At 38.0% G+C, this 17,130-nt stretch carries 22 protein-coding genes; all 22 read left to right on the top strand.

Annotated elements, in window-relative coordinates; all coding sequences use genetic code 11:
* Positions 1-89 precede the first annotated feature (89 nt).
* The 22 genes from NST85_RS26315 to pseG all read left to right on the top strand — a co-directional run bounded on the left by NST85_RS26315 (position 90) and on the right by pseG (position 17,121).
* Entirely contained in the window at positions 90-515 is a 426-nt protein-coding gene (locus NST85_RS26315; protein ID WP_341191171.1) for a flagellar protein, read from the top strand.
* A gap of 133 nt (positions 516-648) precedes the next feature.
* Positions 649-933: a flagellar biosynthesis anti-sigma factor FlgM gene (gene flgM / locus NST85_RS26310; RefSeq protein ID WP_127194038.1), complete on the top strand. Its 285-nt coding sequence runs from the start codon at positions 649-651 to the stop codon at positions 931-933.
* Positions 934-942: 9 nt separating this feature from the next.
* A complete protein-coding gene (locus tag NST85_RS26305; protein ID WP_307398644.1) occupies positions 943-1,446 on the top strand; it encodes a flagellar protein FlgN in 504 nt (167 codons plus the stop codon).
* A 24-nt stretch (positions 1,447-1,470) separates the two neighbouring features.
* Entirely contained in the window at positions 1,471-3,048 is a 1,578-nt protein-coding gene (gene flgK / locus NST85_RS26300) for a flagellar hook-associated protein FlgK (RefSeq protein WP_307398645.1), read from the top strand.
* An 18-nt stretch (positions 3,049-3,066) separates the two neighbouring features.
* Complete coding sequence (flgL, locus tag NST85_RS26295; protein ID WP_307398646.1) at positions 3,067-3,954, top strand: flagellar hook-associated protein FlgL; 888 nt, start codon at positions 3,067-3,069, stop codon at positions 3,952-3,954.
* 18 nt (positions 3,955-3,972) lie between these two features.
* Positions 3,973-4,380, top strand: coding sequence for a DUF6470 family protein (locus NST85_RS26290; RefSeq protein WP_341190821.1), 408 nt, complete (start codon positions 3,973-3,975; stop codon positions 4,378-4,380).
* The gene (gene fliW / locus NST85_RS26285; protein WP_341190820.1) at positions 4,377-4,841 is read left to right on the top strand and encodes a flagellar assembly protein FliW; all 465 of its coding nucleotides are present in this window, start codon (positions 4,377-4,379) and stop codon (positions 4,839-4,841) included. The genes NST85_RS26290 and fliW overlap by 4 nt, the downstream gene beginning before the upstream one ends.
* Positions 4,828-5,067: a carbon storage regulator CsrA gene (csrA, locus tag NST85_RS26280; RefSeq protein ID WP_127194042.1), complete on the top strand. Its 240-nt coding sequence runs from the start codon at positions 4,828-4,830 to the stop codon at positions 5,065-5,067. Before fliW ends, csrA begins: the two co-directional genes overlap by 14 nt.
* A gap of 46 nt (positions 5,068-5,113) precedes the next feature.
* Positions 5,114-5,467 (top strand): flagellar protein FlaG, encoded by a 354-nt coding sequence (locus tag NST85_RS26275; RefSeq protein WP_341190819.1) that lies wholly within the window; start codon positions 5,114-5,116, stop codon positions 5,465-5,467.
* 23 nt (positions 5,468-5,490) lie between these two features.
* Complete coding sequence (fliD, locus tag NST85_RS26270; RefSeq protein ID WP_341190818.1) at positions 5,491-6,918, top strand: flagellar filament capping protein FliD; 1,428 nt, start codon at positions 5,491-5,493, stop codon at positions 6,916-6,918.
* A gap of 23 nt (positions 6,919-6,941) precedes the next feature.
* Positions 6,942-7,331 (top strand): flagellar export chaperone FliS, encoded by a 390-nt coding sequence (fliS, locus tag NST85_RS26265; RefSeq protein WP_246054364.1) that lies wholly within the window; start codon positions 6,942-6,944, stop codon positions 7,329-7,331.
* Positions 7,324-7,743, top strand: coding sequence for a hypothetical protein (locus tag NST85_RS26260; protein ID WP_127194045.1), 420 nt, complete (start codon positions 7,324-7,326; stop codon positions 7,741-7,743). The genes fliS and NST85_RS26260 overlap by 8 nt, the downstream gene beginning before the upstream one ends.
* A gap of 102 nt (positions 7,744-7,845) precedes the next feature.
* Positions 7,846-8,661 carry a flagellin N-terminal helical domain-containing protein gene (locus NST85_RS26255; RefSeq protein WP_127194046.1) on the top strand — a complete coding sequence of 272 codons (816 nt, stop codon included), beginning with the start codon at positions 7,846-7,848 and terminating at the stop codon, positions 8,659-8,661.
* Positions 8,662-8,782: 121 nt separating this feature from the next.
* Positions 8,783-9,388, top strand: coding sequence for a hypothetical protein (locus NST85_RS26250; RefSeq protein ID WP_127194047.1), 606 nt, complete (start codon positions 8,783-8,785; stop codon positions 9,386-9,388).
* Positions 9,378-11,258, top strand: coding sequence for a motility associated factor glycosyltransferase family protein (locus tag NST85_RS26245; protein ID WP_127194048.1), 1,881 nt, complete (start codon positions 9,378-9,380; stop codon positions 11,256-11,258). The genes NST85_RS26250 and NST85_RS26245 overlap by 11 nt, the downstream gene beginning before the upstream one ends.
* Before the next feature lies 1 nt (position 11,259).
* Complete coding sequence (locus NST85_RS26240; RefSeq protein WP_127194049.1) at positions 11,260-12,294, top strand: SDR family NAD(P)-dependent oxidoreductase; 1,035 nt, start codon at positions 11,260-11,262, stop codon at positions 12,292-12,294.
* Positions 12,295-12,311: 17 nt separating this feature from the next.
* Positions 12,312-13,388: a tetratricopeptide repeat-containing glycosyltransferase family 2 protein gene (locus NST85_RS26235; protein ID WP_127194050.1), complete on the top strand. Its 1,077-nt coding sequence runs from the start codon at positions 12,312-12,314 to the stop codon at positions 13,386-13,388.
* Positions 13,389-13,429: 41 nt separating this feature from the next.
* Positions 13,430-14,425: a ketoacyl-ACP synthase III gene (locus NST85_RS26230; RefSeq protein WP_127194051.1), complete on the top strand. Its 996-nt coding sequence runs from the start codon at positions 13,430-13,432 to the stop codon at positions 14,423-14,425.
* A gap of 15 nt (positions 14,426-14,440) precedes the next feature.
* Positions 14,441-14,680: a hypothetical protein gene (locus tag NST85_RS26225; RefSeq protein WP_127194052.1), complete on the top strand. Its 240-nt coding sequence runs from the start codon at positions 14,441-14,443 to the stop codon at positions 14,678-14,680.
* Positions 14,681-14,683: 3 nt separating this feature from the next.
* Complete coding sequence (locus NST85_RS26220) at positions 14,684-15,454, top strand: SDR family NAD(P)-dependent oxidoreductase (protein ID WP_127194053.1); 771 nt, start codon at positions 14,684-14,686, stop codon at positions 15,452-15,454.
* 22 nt (positions 15,455-15,476) lie between these two features.
* Entirely contained in the window at positions 15,477-16,016 is a 540-nt protein-coding gene (gene pseH, locus NST85_RS26215; protein ID WP_127194054.1) for a UDP-4-amino-4,6-dideoxy-N-acetyl-beta-L-altrosamine N-acetyltransferase, read from the top strand.
* A 25-nt stretch (positions 16,017-16,041) separates the two neighbouring features.
* Positions 16,042-17,121, top strand: coding sequence for a UDP-2,4-diacetamido-2,4,6-trideoxy-beta-L-altropyranose hydrolase (gene pseG / locus NST85_RS26210; protein ID WP_127194055.1), 1,080 nt, complete (start codon positions 16,042-16,044; stop codon positions 17,119-17,121).
* Positions 17,122-17,130: the final 9 nt, after the last annotated feature.

Here is a 17,130-nt window from a genome sequence, read left to right as displayed (position 1 = left end):
ATAAATTGGATGAAATTGTGGACGGACTTCCTATTATAGGTTAATCTATCATCAAACCACGTTATTTGAAGGGAAGAGTCCGAATGACGATGAGCCTTGGAAATTGCCCGCGATGCGGCAAATTATTTGCTAAAGGTTTCAAAAATATGTGCCCAAACTGCATCAAGGACATAGAGCTAGAATATGAGAGGTGTCTGAAATTTTTGCGTGAGGAGAAGACGGCCACCATTCAGGAAGTTTCGGATGCTACGGAAGTTTCCATCAAGCAAATTACGAAGTTTATTAAGGAAGGTCGGATATCAGTCGCCGACAATCCCAATATGATGTATCCATGTGAAATATGTGGAGTTCTCATTTATGAGAATAATATGTGCGATTCATGCCGTAATCATCTAACCAAAGCTTTTACCAATAAAGCACGTGAGGGGTCACATTCACAGGGGACGCAAGAATCACAAAGTAACCCGAAAAAGGGTGGCGCTTACGGGGCTGTTGACAAGTTCCGCAACTCTTAACGACAAATTATCATAAACAGTGTCATAATATTCTTCAAAATCCAATCATTCGCTATTCATAAAGTTTCAACCCTCGCCGATAAACTTATTAAAGATTATCGGTTTTTTTATTTTGTAAAGGAAGGTGGAGCCCATGAAAATTAACGAAACAGGACGGGTCGGAGCCATAAATAACTATCAACGCCAAATCGAATCCCAACGCAATGAGTTAGATCGTAAAGCTCGTCGCAAGGATGAGGTTTCCATATCCGCAGAAGCGAAAGAATTGTTACAAGCCCAAGGGGTCGGAAATGATCCAGAACGTACCAATCGCATCGCAGATCTGAAATCACAAGTTTCCACGGGAACGTATCAAATCGACGCCGGCAAGCTTGCTGAGAAGCTAGTTCCATACTTCAAGTCATACACCGAGAATTAGGGGGCTGCTATGTCAGTTCAATTATTACAAGAGTCGATGGATCGAATGGATGAGTCATATTCTAAATTAATAGAAATTATGCAGGATAAGAAGCAGGCTGTTATAAGTAATGATTACACAGAACTGGTTCGTACATTATCCCAGGAATCAAAGATGATTAAGAACATTGAAGAATTAGAGAAGGATCTCCTTGCTTCTGCTCAGGGATTTTTGAAATCTAAGGGTGTTAAATCGCAGTTGGAACTAACGATTACTGAGATCCTTAGGCTTGTATTTGATCCTGAAGAGAAGCGGCTCTTGACCGAGTCTAGGGCGAAGATAGAAGGGCGATTGCAGGATCTGAAACGTTTGAACTCATTAAATCAGGAGCTTATCGGGCAGTCACTTACTTTTATCGATTACTCCCTGAATTTGATGATGGGCGGGATGGATGATGAGGCAACCTACTCTCCACCCCAGAGCCAGGACAAGAAGCCGACGGTTAGAAGTAATATGTTCGACACAAGAGGTTAAAATTTTAGCAACACTCAAAGGAGAATGATGATGGCCTCCACTTTTCATGGGATAGAAACTAGTAAACGTGCTCTATTTGTCAATACGACATCAATGCAAACTTTGAGCCACAACATAGCCAATGCTACTACAGCAGGATATACTCGGCAGAGAGTAAATACGACCGAAGCGAGACCAATATGGGCCATGGGTATGAACAGGAGTCAACAACCAGGTCAGCTTGGTACCGGTGTGGAGTATGGAAGTATTACACGAATTAGGGATGGCTTTCTGGATACACAGTTTCGGCGCGAGAATCAATATTTAGGATCATGGGAAGTTTTGAACGCTAGTATGGTTTCTATTCAGAATATTTTGAATGAACCATCAGGTAGTGGGCTTAGCACAGTTATGGATGATTTCTGGAACTCATGGGAAACCCTGAATCGCGATCCCTCCTTATTAAGCGCACGTGTAGCTGTTGCGGGAGCTGCAAGCAACATGACAGATACACTGAAGCATATTAGTGAATCACTCAATAATCTTACTAGCGACCTTACGACTAATATCGATAAGAAAGTAATGGAAGCTAACAATATACTCGACAATATTGCCAAGCTGAATGTGATCATTCGTGACAATGAAAGCTTTGGAGATAATGCGAATGACTATCGTGACCAACGTGACTTGCTGATTGACCAGTTGTCTACGATCGTCGATGTTCAATATGCCGAAGATGCAGTAGGAATGGTTAATATCACTGCTGCAGGTGTCGCGGTGCTTACCGGCGATGCAGTGACGAATTTGACGGCAGCGAATGCCACTACAGCAACGGCTGGACAATTAGAAGGCTATACCAAGTCGCTTCAGGAAACAGATACGATCCGTAATCAGCTGAATGCGATGGTTAACACGCTAGCTACGGGTGACATAAAAGTAACACTGAGAAATGGATATGTAACTCCACAACAAATGACTGCGTTGAATCAAGTGACATTGGAAGACGGAGTCGTAATTCCTGCTGGACAAGTGATTCCTGCCGGATCTAGAGTTGCAACATCTATGGATGTTATGGTAAAGGGATTTAATGGTCTGCACGAGCTTGGGTATACGCTTACAGAGCCACCAACCTCAGGTGTTCCGTTTTTTGTTTCAACGGGTGGTGGATTTACGATCGACGATATCGGTGTCAATCAAGATATCCTTAAGAATACGAATAACATTGCAGCCTCTTCAAAAATTGAAAATGTTAACGGAGTGGATAAGGTTATCCGTGGTAACAGTGATGTTGCAAATGCTTTAGCAAGCCTGCGTGACGCACTATTCAGCTTTCCGGCTAGTCTAACGTCTCTTTCAAAAGGTTCAACCGACGATTATTTCCGGGCATTGGTTGGAGACCTTGGAATTCGGGCTAGCAACGTTGAACGGAACTTTGAGAATGAACAGGATATGGTGGATAATCTACAGATGCAGCGTCAATCCGTCAGTGGAGTTTCGATGGATGAGGAATTAGCTGATATGATTCGTTATCAGCAAGCGTACAATGCTGCTGCACGTAATATGACAACAGTGGACGAAATGTTGGATAGGGTTATTAATTCTATGGGACGTGTAGGTCTATAAAGAAAAGGGGGGAATAACATGCGTGTAACAGGATCTATGCAAAACATTCAATTACTTCGTAACTTGCGAAATATTAATACAGACATGAAAACTGGCCAACAACAATTGGCCACCGGTCAGCGCATAAGTAAGCCTAGTGATGATCCAGTTGGTGTAGGGTATCAGATGCGCTACGATACTGATCTTGCGAGAAGTGATGAATTTTTAAACAATGCACAAACAGGTAGTGAAATACTTAAAACGATGGACTCATTAATGCAACAAGCAAGTGATGTATTAAAGCGTGCTCGTACTTTAACGTTGCAGGCTAGGAATGGAACATTTGATGCACAGCAGCGTCAAGTTATTGCTTCTGAAGTGAAACAGTTGAAGGAGCAGATGGTTACCATAGGGAATAGTACCTATAATGGTCGGTATCTATTTAACGGACAGAAGACAGATCAGCCTCCATACACAGTTAATGGAGCCGCAATGGAAGTGACGGATTCGGGATTGTTTTACCTGAATGTGAGTCCCGCAGTAAATGTACCTGTAAGTATTACAGGTGAGATTGTATTTGGTAAAGCCAATACGGACAATGTATTTAAAGTTCTGGATGACTTAGCTATTGCTCTGGATAGTAATAATTTAACAGCGATTTCAGATAGTTTGACTAAAATTGATGATAGTGTTGATCGTATTACCATTAGTTGGGCAGAGATTGGTGCCCGTATGAATCGTTTTGATCTAATGGAAAACCGAATTTTGGACGAGCAAGTTAATATTAAAGATCAACGTTCTCACGTAGCTGATGTCAGTACCCCGGAAGCAATTACAGATTTGAAGATGAAGGAAACCATACTGCAAGCCGCTCTATCTACAGGAGCTAGAATTATGCAGACTTCGCTGATAGATTTTATTAGGTAGATGTACATGGTGCCTTTTATGAACTCTGTTGCCTCTTCTGGAATTAAAATTTATCAAACAAGTGCTGCTTATACTCCTGCCGAGTTGAATATTACGACTCGTAATCCAGAAATGCAGGCGGACTGGATTCCTGTATGGGAAGAACTCGGGTTACCACAGCCATCTACAGTAGCTAGGGAATTAGTACAGAAAAGAGTCGGACAATTAGAGAATGATATTGCTGAAAAATCTAGAGAAGGAGATCGTATTGCCAATATTTCTTCAGGCGAGAAAAATGTATTCGGTAAAATTGCCATGGAGAGGTATATGAGACAGGGACAATCGACGGTGGTTCTTATGGCTATACCCAGTAGGGGTTTGCACATTGATGTTAAAATTTATTCACCTGAAATTAATATTGAAGTCAGAGGGAGGTTGTTGAAGTGACTGGAAATAGACAGCATAAATTGAAGTTGACAATTAAAAGTAATGATTACGGACAATTGAGATTTGAAGCCGATCGTGTATATCAATTTGAGAAGGGTATTCTAGGCATGCAAGATTTTAAAGATTATGCATTATTTCCAATCGAAGACTCCCCCTTTAGCGTGCTTCATACGATTGATGAACAGATCAGTTTTATTCTTGTGCCAGCAATTGAAGTGATTGATGAGTATGGCTTTGAGATAGATCAGGAGTTAGTAGACTTACTAGGGTTACAGAGAGTTGAGGATGTAGCGGTATTCCTTATCGTTAATATGCAAGAGAATGACCTCTATGTAAACTTAAGAGCACCAATTCTCTTAGCACCAGCAAGCCGAAAGGCTTGTCAATTTATAATTACTAACAGGGACTACCCAATTCGTTACTTATTGACGAAGAAGGAGGGCACTCATGCTAGTCCTTAAGCGTAAAGTCGGAGAGACTGTAATGATTGGAGATCACATCGAAGTACAAATCGTAAGTGTTGAAGGGGATCATGTGAAGTTAGGCTTTGTCGCACCAAAAGAAGTCCAAATTCTTCGTCAAGAGCTATATGAGGGCATTGTTAGTGAGAACAAGAATGCTGGTAACCAAGTGGGATTACAGCTACAAATGATCCAAATTTTAAAAGAGTTTAAGTCGGAAATATAATGAGGCGGGTGCATTGTTGATGAGTGGGATAAATCGGATGAATCGGATGGAATCAAGTGGTAATGAGTATCAACTACCCAGAACAGCATCTAATAACCCAGATTCAAATTTGCAGCCAGATCAGGCTAAATCTTCACTTCCTAGAACTTTTGATTATGAACTTCTTAATGAAGATGCACGAAATAAGGCTGACCGTGAGTTGGAGAAAGTAAATGAGGCGATTAAATCTTCGGAAAAAATGCTTCGTTTCAAGTATAACGATGAAGTAAAACAGGTTTATGTAGAGGTAATTAATCGTGAAACACAGGAAGTAGTTACTAGTTTGCCTCCAGAATTTTTAATTGACCTATCTATAAAAATGAAAGAATTAATTGGTTTGTTTATTGATAAAAAACTATAAATATTCAAGAGAGGATGAATAAAATGAGTATTAGTCTTACTGGTATGGCTTCCGGTTTGAATACTGCAGAGATGGTAGAGAAACTTATGGCCTTGGAAAGAAAGTCATACGAAAAGCTGGAAAATAAACAAACATATATGAATGATGTTAAATCTTTCTACACAGGAATTAACACTAAGCTTAGTGCACTAAGAAACGCCGCTTCTGATCTAATGCTGCGCGCTAATTACCAATTGACATCGGCAAAAAGCTCAAATGAAAGTGTGGCTCAGGTTAGTGCAGGAACATCAGTCTCTACAGGATCTTTTTTAGTTGAGGTCAGTCAATTGGCAACGCCTCATGTCATGATGTGGGATACTGCAACTCCTGATACAGATTTTGCTGGTGGGGAAATTACTAAAACGATCAAGTTCCATTTTGAAGGTAAAGAAATTGAAATCGAAGCGAAGGGGAAAAACGCTGGCGAGCTCATGGAGAGTATTAAGACTCAGGTGAACAGTAATGCGAAAGGGCTTACTGCTGCTGTTATTAATACAAGCACAGGCAAGAAGTTGATATTTAATGCATCAAACTCTGGATCAGACGGTAAAATAGGTTTTACTTCCGCGGAAAAGGGCGTTTATATTGAAGATAGCGAAGGTGCGTTTTCGCTTTTAGGTACCAATACACAGATTGCACCCGAAGAAGCGATTTTTAAAGTGAATGGTGTAGAAATAACCCAAGGTAGCAATGTGATAACGAATGTTATTGATGGAGTAACGATGAACCTTACGGGTAAGGGCTCGTCTACCGTTAAGGTAAGCACGGATACCGACAAAATTACAAGTAAAGTGGAGGCTTTTATAAAAGCATACAATGATATTACTACTTCGATTAGAGATGTTATTGGAGAGAAGAAGCCATTACAAGGAGACTCTACATTACGTGATTTATCCAACCAAATGAATCATTGGATGAACACCTTGGTTGATTTTGGGGACGGAACCGATTTTGATAAGAAGTATACAATTTCCAGTTTTGGACTGGAAATTGATAAAGGACAGACCAAAGCAAGTTTAATGACGGGCACTATTAGTTTTGATAAAGAAAAATTTATCAATAAATTTCTTGAGGATCCGGAATTAGTGATAAGTATGTTTAATAAAACTGTTCCTGATCTCAATAATCCTGATAATCCAGATAAATTACCTAAAGCTGTTGGCATTGCCGCTCTTTTCAAAGATAATGTTTATGCATGGAGCAAGTCTGACGGTGTTTTTGCTAGTAAAATTAAAGGTTATGATGCAGAAGTGGCATTAATAACGGATCAGATGTCTCGTTTAGATGCCAAGTTGCAAGCGAAAGAGGCGCGAATGAAGAGCCAATTTACAGCCATGGAAGTTGCATTATCTAAATTACAAAGTGAACAAACATATATGTCCAGTCAACTAAATGCTTTGACCAAGAAATAATGAGTGCAAAGGGATGAAACGATATGCAAATGCCATATCAGACGGGGTACAAAGCTTACCAACGGAACAAGTATGAGACTGCTTCTCCGCATAGGTTGATCCTAATGCTCTTCAATGGGGCAATCCAGTTTGTTAATCAAGCTCAAACGGCAATATCTGAAGGGAATAATACGGAAGGACATCGGCTTATTCTAAGAACCCAGGATATCATTTATGAGTTGATTTCCTCACTAAAAGAGGATCAAGGCGGAGAAATCGCCAAAAATCTTAAAGGCATCTATTTGTATATTATTGATAGACTTGTTCAGGCTAACTTGAATAAACAAATTGATTACCTGGTAGAAGTTAATGCATTGTTAAGTGATCTCAAGAGTGCCTGGGAACAGATTGGAAAGGAGGGTACTCTTGGATAGACAAAGATCTGAATTGTTAGAACGGCGAAACCAAAGGTATGTAGAACTACTGAATATATCTAAACGTCAGGTTCATCATGTTCATAACGAAGATTGGCTTGAAGATCTGGATGGATTTTTAGCATTAATGGGAGAATGGGCTATGGTCCGTCAGGAATTGGACAAATTAAATGAACAAATCGTAGTTGAAGGGCTATCACCTAACGAGTTGGAAAACTATAATGAGGCTATTAGACCTTCTGTTATTGAAGCGATGGATAATCAGCAATTTGTTGAGCAAAAATTCCAAGATCAATTCCTTGAACTGTCAAAATCCATGAAATCAGTACGAGATCAACAAACAGTTCTTCAGGCTTATTATGGTACCAGAAGGACAGAATTTGAACCTATTTATTTTGATGAAAAAAAATAATTTTTCTTTTAAATACTATTCATAGTTTTAAAGATGCAACCGATATAGTAATTAGGTCACAAGGATGTGACTAATCTAAAACAATCATGGAGGATGATAAGTATGTCGATGTACATTAACACTAACGTTGCAGCTCTTAACGCACACCGTAATTTGGGTTCCAACAACACTCAAATGGGTAAAACAATGGAAAAGCTTTCCTCAGGTTTCCGGATTAACCGCGCTGCAGACGATGCTGCGGGTCTAGCAATCTCTGAGAAAATGCGTTTCCAAATTAATGGTTTGAACCAAGCTTCTCGGAACGCACAAGATGGCGTTTCCTTGCTACAAACGGCTGAGGGTGCTCTGACAGAAGTTCACTCGATGTTGCAACGTTTGAATACGCTGGCTAACCAATCTGCTACTGGTACTTATGCTTCTGCAGACCGCGGTGCTCTTCAACAAGAAGTTACCCAACTTTTGAGTGAAATCAACAACATTGCTAACTCTACTAATTTCAATGGTATTGATCTGTTGAAAGGCACTGGTAAAGTGAGTTTCCAAATTGGAGTAGACAAAACAAACACGTTGACAGCAACTCTTAAGAGTATGAAAACTTCTTCTTTGAAAATCTCCAGCTTGAGTATTTCTACTCAAACTAAGGCTCGGAGTGCACTTGCTCTAATTAAATCTGCAATTAACACAGTTTCTGATCAACGTGCTAAATTTGGTGCTATCCAAAACCGTCTTGAGCATACGATCAACAACTTGGGTGTGACTTCCGAAAACTTAGCTGCTTCCGAGTCCCGTGTGCGTAATGCTGACATGGCTAAAGAAATGACAGAATTCACACGTAACCAAATCTTGGTACAAGCGGGTACTGCAATGTTGGCACAAGCTAACTCTGCACCACAATCCGTGCTGAAATTGCTCGGTTAATACAAAAAGGAATACTGGTATTAATGTAGCCTCCGCTCTTAGAGCGGGGGTTTTTGCTATTCAATTATGCTATGCTAAAACCGATATTAATATTAATGATAATGTAAAGGGATGAAGTGATATGGATATATATAAAGACGGAAAATGCGTGCCAAATACAATAGAAAATGTACAGGAATTGGATCGATTCTGGGTGGAAATGACTAAAAAAATTTCAGAAAGTACTCGTTATATTAAAGTTGTTGAAATTAATGAAATCCCTTTTTACGATGGTTATGAATTTCAGATTGTTCAGCAATTTGATGAAATCCGATCATTACATGTCTTTACAATTTCAGCACAGGAAAGCTTGAATGAGACACTGGATAGTATCATTAATTACAGTGCTAAAGTACTAGTTAGTTTACCTGAAATATACCGTCCACTATATGCTGAGTTGGAACAAGAACATTGGGAGCAATTGTTCGCTTTGCTTGAAGGTATGGAATGGATGGTACAAGCTATTGAATTCAGTGTAATTCTGATAGATCAGACTCATCAGAATGAATCGGCAAATACAATTTTACAAAATATACAGCTGGGACTTCAAGAGCATTTTGTAATCATGGATCAGTTATTAAAGGAAGAAGATTTAATTGGTTTTGGTGACATGTTACAGTATGAGATTGAACCGCTATTGACAGAGTTAACTCGAATCGAGGTAGCAGGTGAAGACGTTGTACAATAATTACAAGCAAAATCTTGCCTTCTTAAAGTCGAATTATCCTAACATTTATCAATTTGCAAAACAAAGAAAACCGGATTTGAATAAATATAACATTGTTGATACCCGCAATGGTGAAAAGAACATAATAGTAAAAAACACATCCTCAGAATATGGGATTCACAGTAAGTATAATCCTTCTAACGAAGCGAAAATGTGGGTGGATTCAATAGCACATGAGGTTGAACGAGTCCATAGTATTTTAATATTTGGGTTTGGACTTGGTTATCACATAGAAAAGTTTTTAGAGAGATATCCTGATAAAACCATCTATATTTATGAGCCTGATGAAAGCTTGTTCGCAGCCGTGCTTGAGGCGAGAAATATTGAGGGATTACTGGATCATCGGAAGATAGGAATACTTGCAGTTGGAAGTGAAGAATCTATTCGTTATGGTTTGGTTAACAATATTGCTTTTCAGGTTAAGGACTCTTTTTCTTTTCAGGTACTTCCAATTTATAATAGAATGTATCGTGAACTTGTATCAGAACTAAGAGAAAACACAGAAATGCTAATTTTGAATTATCGATCTAACCTTGCAACTGTGATTTATTACCAGTATGAATGGATTGAGAACATCCTTTATAACATGGATAAGGTTATTACAACTCCCTCCTTGTCCGGCATAAATGGTGCTTGTACAGATATCCCAGCTATTGTAGTAGGATCTGGTCCTTCTCTTAAAGAAGATATTGAATATTTAAGGAGGTTAAAATCTCATTGCTTAATTATTGCAGCCGGATCAAGCTTACAGGCACTACTGCATGAAGGAATAGAACCTCATTTAGTTGTGTCAATTGATGGTGGTGAACCCAACTACTTAGTATTCAAAGATCTTGATGTATCCGAAATTCCTTTTGTGTTTGGTACAACAATAAAGCACACAATTCTAGAGAACAGAGAGGGTACATTTATTCATCTTCTTCTTGATTTAGATCTAATAGGCATGCATCTTCTTCAATCGCAAACTGATGAGCCAGTTTTTCAAACTAATTCAACTGTTACAGGAACTTGCATTCAGATCGCAAATTATTTTAATTGTTCTCAAATCATTTTGATGGGACAAGATCTATCGTATCCGAATAATCAATACTACACTGTAGGTGTAAATCATGTTACCCCTGAACAAAAGCAACAGACCCTAGATAGTGCAACTGAAGAAATTCCCAATGTTGTCGGAGGAATGAATTCAACCACCAAAAAGATGCTTAATACACTACGCGATATGGAACATTTGATAGGGCTCATCCCAGAAATGGAAGTTATTAACACTTCAAAAATGGGTGCACAAATCAAGGGGACGATTTATCGCAGTATAGAAGAAGTCTATGAAGTAAATAAGCATCGGTACTTAGAAATCGATTGGTTCAAAAGATTACTTGATACACAACTTTCTTTCTATACAACCACAGAGAGGGAAAAGATTTATTCAAAAATTAAGTCAACAAGAATCGAAGTTCGAAAGATTGAGAATAAACTTCAAAAGTTAGGTGGTAAGATGGTTGACCTACATTTATCATTGAACTCATCCGAAAAAAAAATCGATACGCTCTTAATTGATGTGGATAGGTTATGGAAATGGATCGCGGGGCGCAAAGTATTTGAGGAGGTTTATTTTTTTCCATTACAGGCTCATGTGAGCGTGTATATGCGCCAGTTACCTGATATCGTTAATGAGAAGGACTCCAATCGTAAAGGAGAGGCTATTGTTACTCATCTAGGAGGACTTGTTAAAGAAATGATAGCTTTGACACCTTATTTACTAAAAGGTTTTGATGAAGCAATTAAGCGGATAAACGATCGGGAAGTCTCATTACTATCAAAGGAGAACTAACATGACGGGATTCTACACAGGTAAAAAGGTGCTCATTATCGGAGGAACAGGAACCATTGGTCAGAGTCTACTTCAATTTATCTTGAAGGATTCTCCCTCAGTTGTGAGATTATTTAGTCGTGACGAATATAAACAGTTTCAATTACAACAGGAATATAAAGAATATGATAATATTCGATATTTAATAGGTGATGTGCGGGATTATAACAGATTAGAACGTGCTATGCAGGACGTAGACTTTGTATTTCACACAGCTGCCATGAAGCATGTTCCTGCTTGTGAGTATAATCCGTTTGAAGCAGTACAGACCAATGTGATTGGAACTCAAAATGTTATACAGGCTGCATTGGCGTGTAGTGTAAAAAAGGTAGTATTCACCAGTACAGACAAAGCTATATCTCCAACCAACACGTATGGGGCTTCTAAACTAATGGCTGAAAGGCTGATCTCGGCTGCACAATTTCAGGCGGGATCCAAAAATACCATTTTTTCCGCAGTTCGATTTGGTAATGTGATGGGATCTAGGGGCTCAGTTATTCCACTTTTCCAATGGCAAATTAAAGAGAAGCGTAGGTTGACTGTTACATGCAAGGAAATGACACGCTTTATGATGAGTTTAAAACAGGCTACTGAGTTAACAAGCAAAGCAATGCAAATTGCAAAGGGTGGAGAAATATTTGTGTTGAAGATGCCCGTCATCCAATTAGCCGATTTAGTGGAGCTTATTGTCAAAGATTCAGTCGATAAATTAGGGATGATGGCTGAAGAAATTAAAATTGAGGAAATTGGAATAAGGCCAGGGGAGAGAATGTATGAGGAATTAATGACTGAAGAGGAAGCAAACAATGCTTACGAGACAAATGATATGTTTATACTCCCTCACCCATTCTTGAAAAATCACGAAGATATTTATTCGAATGTTAATAAGGCAGAATGTAGAAGCTACAGTTCTCATACACAGCAGCCGATTAACCAATGTGAGTTATACTCCTTGCTCGTGGAAGAGAAATTATTACTTAATATTTCTAGCATGTAACTGTGAGGTTCGTATATATGCTCAATATATCACTTTGTATGATTGTTAAGAATGAACAGCAAAACTTAATGAGATGTCTTGAAAGCGTCCGATCAATAGTTAGTGAAATAATTGTAGTTGATACCGGATCGACAGACAAAACTAAAGAAATTGCAAGCCTTTTTGGAGCACAGGTAATCGATTACACATGGAATGATGACTTTTCTGCTGCGAGAAATGTAGCCATTGAGGGAGCCCTCGGAGAATGGGTTTTAGTTTTAGATGCAGATGAGTATGTTGTAAACGTTAATACTTCAATGCTTCAAGCATTTTTTTTGAATAATAAATTATCACAAATAGGTACAATTGAAATACAAAGTCGTTTTTTGCAGGGGGATATTGAAAATACTGCGGTTCATCATATATCACGATTATTTCCCGCAGGCATCAGTTATACGGGGCGTATTCATGAACAATTGAACACTAACTTGCCAAGAGTAAGTACCGGGATTGTATTAAAGCATGAAGGTTATTATGAAACAAATAAGGCTGAAAGAAATTTAAGGCTTCTTCATAAAGCTTTAGAAGCTGATCCTGGTGATAATTATTATTTGTTCCAAATTGCTCGACAGTATCGTGGTTGTTCTCAATCTGAGCGGGCGCTGAATTATATTGAAAAGTGTTATAGCACTTTGAATGGACAAGAGGCATATGCAGCCGAAGCAGGTATTGAGTATCTATATATCCTTATGGAAAACAGAAGATTGCAAGAGGCGGTATCTGTTATCCAAAAGCAACATACTTTTCTTGAAAATATGGCAGATTACTATTTAGTTTGTGGACTCATATACACCAAGATAGGAATGGACCAAATAGTTGATGCTATATCTTATGTGCCTCTAATTGAACAGTGTTATTTAAAGTGTCTCTCGTTAGGGAAGAAGGGTGGGAGAGAGATTGTAAAGGGCACAGCTACCTTCATTGCGGCGTATAATCTGGGTGCTTTTTATGAAGCCAAAGGAGATATAATAAGAGCTAAGTACAATTATAGGCGGTCTGCAGAATATGGATATGATCCAGCTACAAACAGATTGAAAGAGTTGGAGAAGTTGTAATATCTTCGGATGTTTTAGTAGTACTAATGGGAGGGACAGATATGATAAAAAGCTATATAAAATCCATAGAATATTATGTTCCTAAAAAAATTGAGTACAATGACCAGAATGAGAAACTTACTAAAAAAATTGGGATTAATCAAATTAATGTGGTTGAAGAAGAGACAGCAACTGATTTAGCATTTATGGCAGCAGAAAAGCTGTTTGAATCAGGAATTTGTGAACGAGAACATATTGACTTTATTATTTTTTGCACTCAATCACCGGATTATTTTTTACCAACCTCTGCTTGTTTGCTACAAGCAAGATTAGAATTGCCAACAAAATGTGGGGCGTTTGATTATAATTTGGGCTGTTCTGGATACGTCTACGGGCTATCTTTAGCGAAAGGCCTAATTGAGACAGGACAAGCAGAAAATATCTTACTATTAACTGGAGATACTTACAGTAAATATGTAAATAAGAAGGATCAAAGTGTAAAGGTACTATTTGGAGATGCGGGATCAGCTACACTGATTTCCAATGTAAATGCAAATGAGGATTATTTGGGTCCGTTTGTATTTGGAACGGATGGAACCGGAAAGGAAAATTTGATTGTAAGAAACGGGGGCGCTAGAGAACCATATACAGAAGAAGCACTAATGGAGCTGGAAGATAGATATGGAAACTTAAGGTCCAACGCAAATTTATATATGAACGGTCCAGAGGTGTTTAACTTTACACTAAGGGAAGTTCCACCAGCATTCTTTGAATTGCTTGAGAAGACAGGTATGGCTATTCAAGATTATGATAGATTTGTTTTTCATCAAGCAAATAAATTTATGCTAGAACATTTAAGGTTAAAATTAAAAATACCTGAAGAAAAGTTTACTGTGTGTCTTGAAAATTATGGTAATACTGTATCTTCAACAATTCCAATAGCTTTGAAAAACGAAATGGAACAAGGTAATCTCGATGACAACAATAAACTGTTGCTTCTTGGTTTCGGAGTAGGTTACTCATGGGCAGGTTGTAAAATGGTATGGAAAAATAGTTGAAATGAGGGCGTATAGATGGATTTCAAAAATTTCGTTAGAGAGTTTGAAGAAAACGTGGTTATGGTTGCTGAAGGTACATTAGAAATGAGTACTGTTCTAGAGAACTTAGAGGATTGGGATTCACTAGCTGTTGTGTCAACAATGGCAATAGCTGACAACATGTTTGGAGTTCAATTGGATGGAGAAGAAATTGTCTCGTGTACCACCTTTGGTGAGTTGATTGATAAAGTGAAAAATCAACTTTCAGGTGCATAAATCATGCAGGATCCCTTTTCCTTAAGTGATAAAACGATTCTTTTGACAGGTGCATCCTCAGGTATAGGAAAACAAATTGCAGAGACTCTAAGTAAACAAGGTGCAAGGTTAATTTTAGTGGGAAGACATCAGGATACCCTTGATGAAACTAAGGGATATTTAAATGTGAATCTAAATCAAAATCATATTGTCGAGAATTTTGATTTAGAGCATGTTGATGAAATCCCGGGTTGGATGAAAGAAATCGTGTCTAAACATAATGTTAACATTGATGGAATTGTACATTCTGCTGGTATTCAAACTACCAGTCCCATTCGAACAATGAAAATAAGTGAAATAGAAAAAATGATGTCTCTTAATCTATACTCTGGTCTTGCATTATTGAAAGGTTTGTCGAACAAAAAGGTTAATTCTTCTGGAGGATCGTTTGTTTTCATATCTTCAATTATGGGAGTAGTAGGTCAACCAGGAATAGTAGGTTATTCCGCTAGCAAAGGAGCCATAAATTCCGCTGTGAAATCATCGGCACTTGAATTAGCGAGACATGGGATTAGAGTGAATTCGATTTGTCCTGGATTTATCCCTACAAAAATGATGGATCAGTGGTCTAAATTAGTAACACTAGAAAAGCGAAAAGAAACCGAAAATCAATACCCACTTGGTTTCGGGACTCCAACTGATGTTGCTTATGCAGCTGTCTATCTTCTTTCTGAAGCTGCTAGATGGGTAACTGGAACATCTATGGTTATTGATGGAGGGTACTCCTGTCAATAAATAAATAATTGGAGGCAGATGTATGATCAAGTTTGTTAAGCTTCGTCAATATCATCTAGAGCAAGTAATGCGCTGGAGAACTCATCCCAATGTAACACGATATATGTTTACAGACATTGAAGAAAATATGGATCATCAATTGTCATGGTACACCAAGATAAGTAACGATAACAGTCAAAAACATTGGTTAATATCTTATAATGACAGGTTAATTGGTGTAGTTTCACTTAATGATATTCAATGGGAACATTCTAGATGCAGTTGGGGACTGTACATTGGCGAGTTTGATGTGAAATTAATTGGAGGATTAATTGCACCTCATATGTATCAATATGTATTTGAAACACTGAAACTCAAGAAAATAACGGCAGAAGTATTAGGGAAAAACGAAAAGGCAAGAAAGACCCATCTTATGCATGGTTGTCGAGAAGTAGGAGTATATAAAAATCATATATTTAAATATGGGGAATTTGACGATGTTTATTTATATGAGTTAATGGATTACGAGTGGCAAGAAAAACGAAATCGTTATGTTCACTTAAAGACAGAATTTGAAGAATAAACCATGACAATTATGAGGTAAATGGATGCAAAGAGAACTTTACGAAATTAATGAAATAGTAGTTTTTCGTGCGGATGCAACCAATAATATTGGGACTGGGCATCTAATGAGGTGCTTGATCTTGGCCGACGAATTACTGAAGCATAGTTATACTAGTATTTTTGTAGTTAAAGACTTACATAGTGACTTAATCCAATATATAAATACTCGCGGATTTCAGGTCATTTTGATTAACGGTGAAGATATATCTATTGAGCAGGATGCAACAACTACAATTGAGTTCGTTAGTGGTCTTATTAACAAACCTAAATGGATCATTGTTGATCATTATGGAATTGATTATCGCTGGGAGACGATGCTAAGACCGCATGTGAAGGGAATTATGGTAATCGATGATTTAGCAAATAGATCTCATAATTGTGACATCTTATTAGATCAGAATATCAGTCACAACTATAAGTTAAGATATAATAAGTTCATAACACCTGGGTGTAAGTTATTTCTTGGACCTGAATATTTAATTCTAAAAGAACACTTCTATGCCTCACGTCATGATATTCAGCCTCGTTCAGGAGCAGTTAAACAAATACTTGTTTTTTTTGGAGGAAGCGATCCTACTGAAGAAACCATGAAAGTGTTAAATTGTCTGAATAAAAATAACTTTAATGATGTTGAATTTAACTTGATAGTGGGATTATCAAATAAAAACAAGCAGGTTATTGAACTAAAAACTAAGCAACTGAAAAACGTGAATTTTTTTTGTCAGGTGGAACACATCTCTGAACTTATCTTGAAAGCCGATTTTGCTCTTGGAGCGGGAGGTATAACGATGTGGGAGAGATGTTTCTTGGGCTTACCCTCTGCCGTCACTGTAGTGGCGGACAATCAACAAGAGTCAGTGCTAGTTGCGGAATATCATCAGACAATATGGAATATGGGGTGGCATGAAAATATCATCTCACAGGATTACAATAACATAATTGAAAAGGCACTTGGTTTACCAAATGTACTGAAGAGAATGAGTGAATATTGTCTAAACCTAATTCCAGGTAGTAGGCTAGATTATGTGATAAATGAAATCGTTAATCCGATAAAAGCTGACTAAGGAGAGTAT

It is taken from the genome of Paenibacillus sp. FSL K6-2524, from assembly GCF_038005525.1.
In the GTDB taxonomy this organism is placed as follows: Bacteria; Bacillota; Bacilli; order Paenibacillales; family Paenibacillaceae; genus Fontibacillus; species Fontibacillus anaericanus.
Note: the sequence above shows the minus strand (reverse complement) of the source record. Positions and strands in the feature narration are given on the sequence as shown.

Excerpts from the sequence above, each read along its gene's own strand:
- NST85_RS26275 (WP_341190819.1), top strand. The coding sequence starts at position 5,114 with ATGGAATCAAGTGGTAATGAGTATCAACTACCCAGAACAGCATCTAAT.
- NST85_RS26315 (WP_341191171.1), top strand. The coding sequence starts at position 90 with ATGAGCCTTGGAAATTGCCCGCGATGCGGCAAATTATTTGCTAAAGGT.
- NST85_RS26220 (WP_127194053.1), top strand. The coding sequence starts at position 14,684 with ATGCAGGATCCCTTTTCCTTAAGTGATAAAACGATTCTTTTGACAGGT.
- flgL (WP_307398646.1), top strand. The coding sequence starts at position 3,067 with ATGCGTGTAACAGGATCTATGCAAAACATTCAATTACTTCGTAACTTG.
- flgK (WP_307398645.1), top strand. The coding sequence starts at position 1,471 with ATGATGATGGCCTCCACTTTTCATGGGATAGAAACTAGTAAACGTGCT.
- NST85_RS26240 (WP_127194049.1), top strand. The coding sequence starts at position 11,260 with ATGACGGGATTCTACACAGGTAAAAAGGTGCTCATTATCGGAGGAACA.
- NST85_RS26255 (WP_127194046.1), top strand. The coding sequence starts at position 7,846 with ATGTCGATGTACATTAACACTAACGTTGCAGCTCTTAACGCACACCGT.
- csrA (WP_127194042.1), top strand. The coding sequence starts at position 4,828 with ATGCTAGTCCTTAAGCGTAAAGTCGGAGAGACTGTAATGATTGGAGAT.
- pseH (WP_127194054.1), top strand. The coding sequence starts at position 15,477 with ATGATCAAGTTTGTTAAGCTTCGTCAATATCATCTAGAGCAAGTAATG.
- NST85_RS26305 (WP_307398644.1), top strand. The coding sequence starts at position 943 with ATGTCAGTTCAATTATTACAAGAGTCGATGGATCGAATGGATGAGTCA.
- fliD (WP_341190818.1), top strand. The coding sequence starts at position 5,491 with ATGAGTATTAGTCTTACTGGTATGGCTTCCGGTTTGAATACTGCAGAG.
- pseG (WP_127194055.1), top strand. The coding sequence starts at position 16,042 with ATGCAAAGAGAACTTTACGAAATTAATGAAATAGTAGTTTTTCGTGCG.
- flgM (WP_127194038.1), top strand. The coding sequence starts at position 649 with ATGAAAATTAACGAAACAGGACGGGTCGGAGCCATAAATAACTATCAA.
- fliS (WP_246054364.1), top strand. The coding sequence starts at position 6,942 with ATGCAAATGCCATATCAGACGGGGTACAAAGCTTACCAACGGAACAAG.
- NST85_RS26290 (WP_341190821.1), top strand. The coding sequence starts at position 3,973 with ATGAACTCTGTTGCCTCTTCTGGAATTAAAATTTATCAAACAAGTGCT.
- NST85_RS26250 (WP_127194047.1), top strand. The coding sequence starts at position 8,783 with ATGGATATATATAAAGACGGAAAATGCGTGCCAAATACAATAGAAAAT.
- NST85_RS26230 (WP_127194051.1), top strand. The coding sequence starts at position 13,430 with ATGATAAAAAGCTATATAAAATCCATAGAATATTATGTTCCTAAAAAA.
- NST85_RS26225 (WP_127194052.1), top strand. The coding sequence starts at position 14,441 with ATGGATTTCAAAAATTTCGTTAGAGAGTTTGAAGAAAACGTGGTTATG.
- NST85_RS26235 (WP_127194050.1), top strand. The coding sequence starts at position 12,312 with ATGCTCAATATATCACTTTGTATGATTGTTAAGAATGAACAGCAAAAC.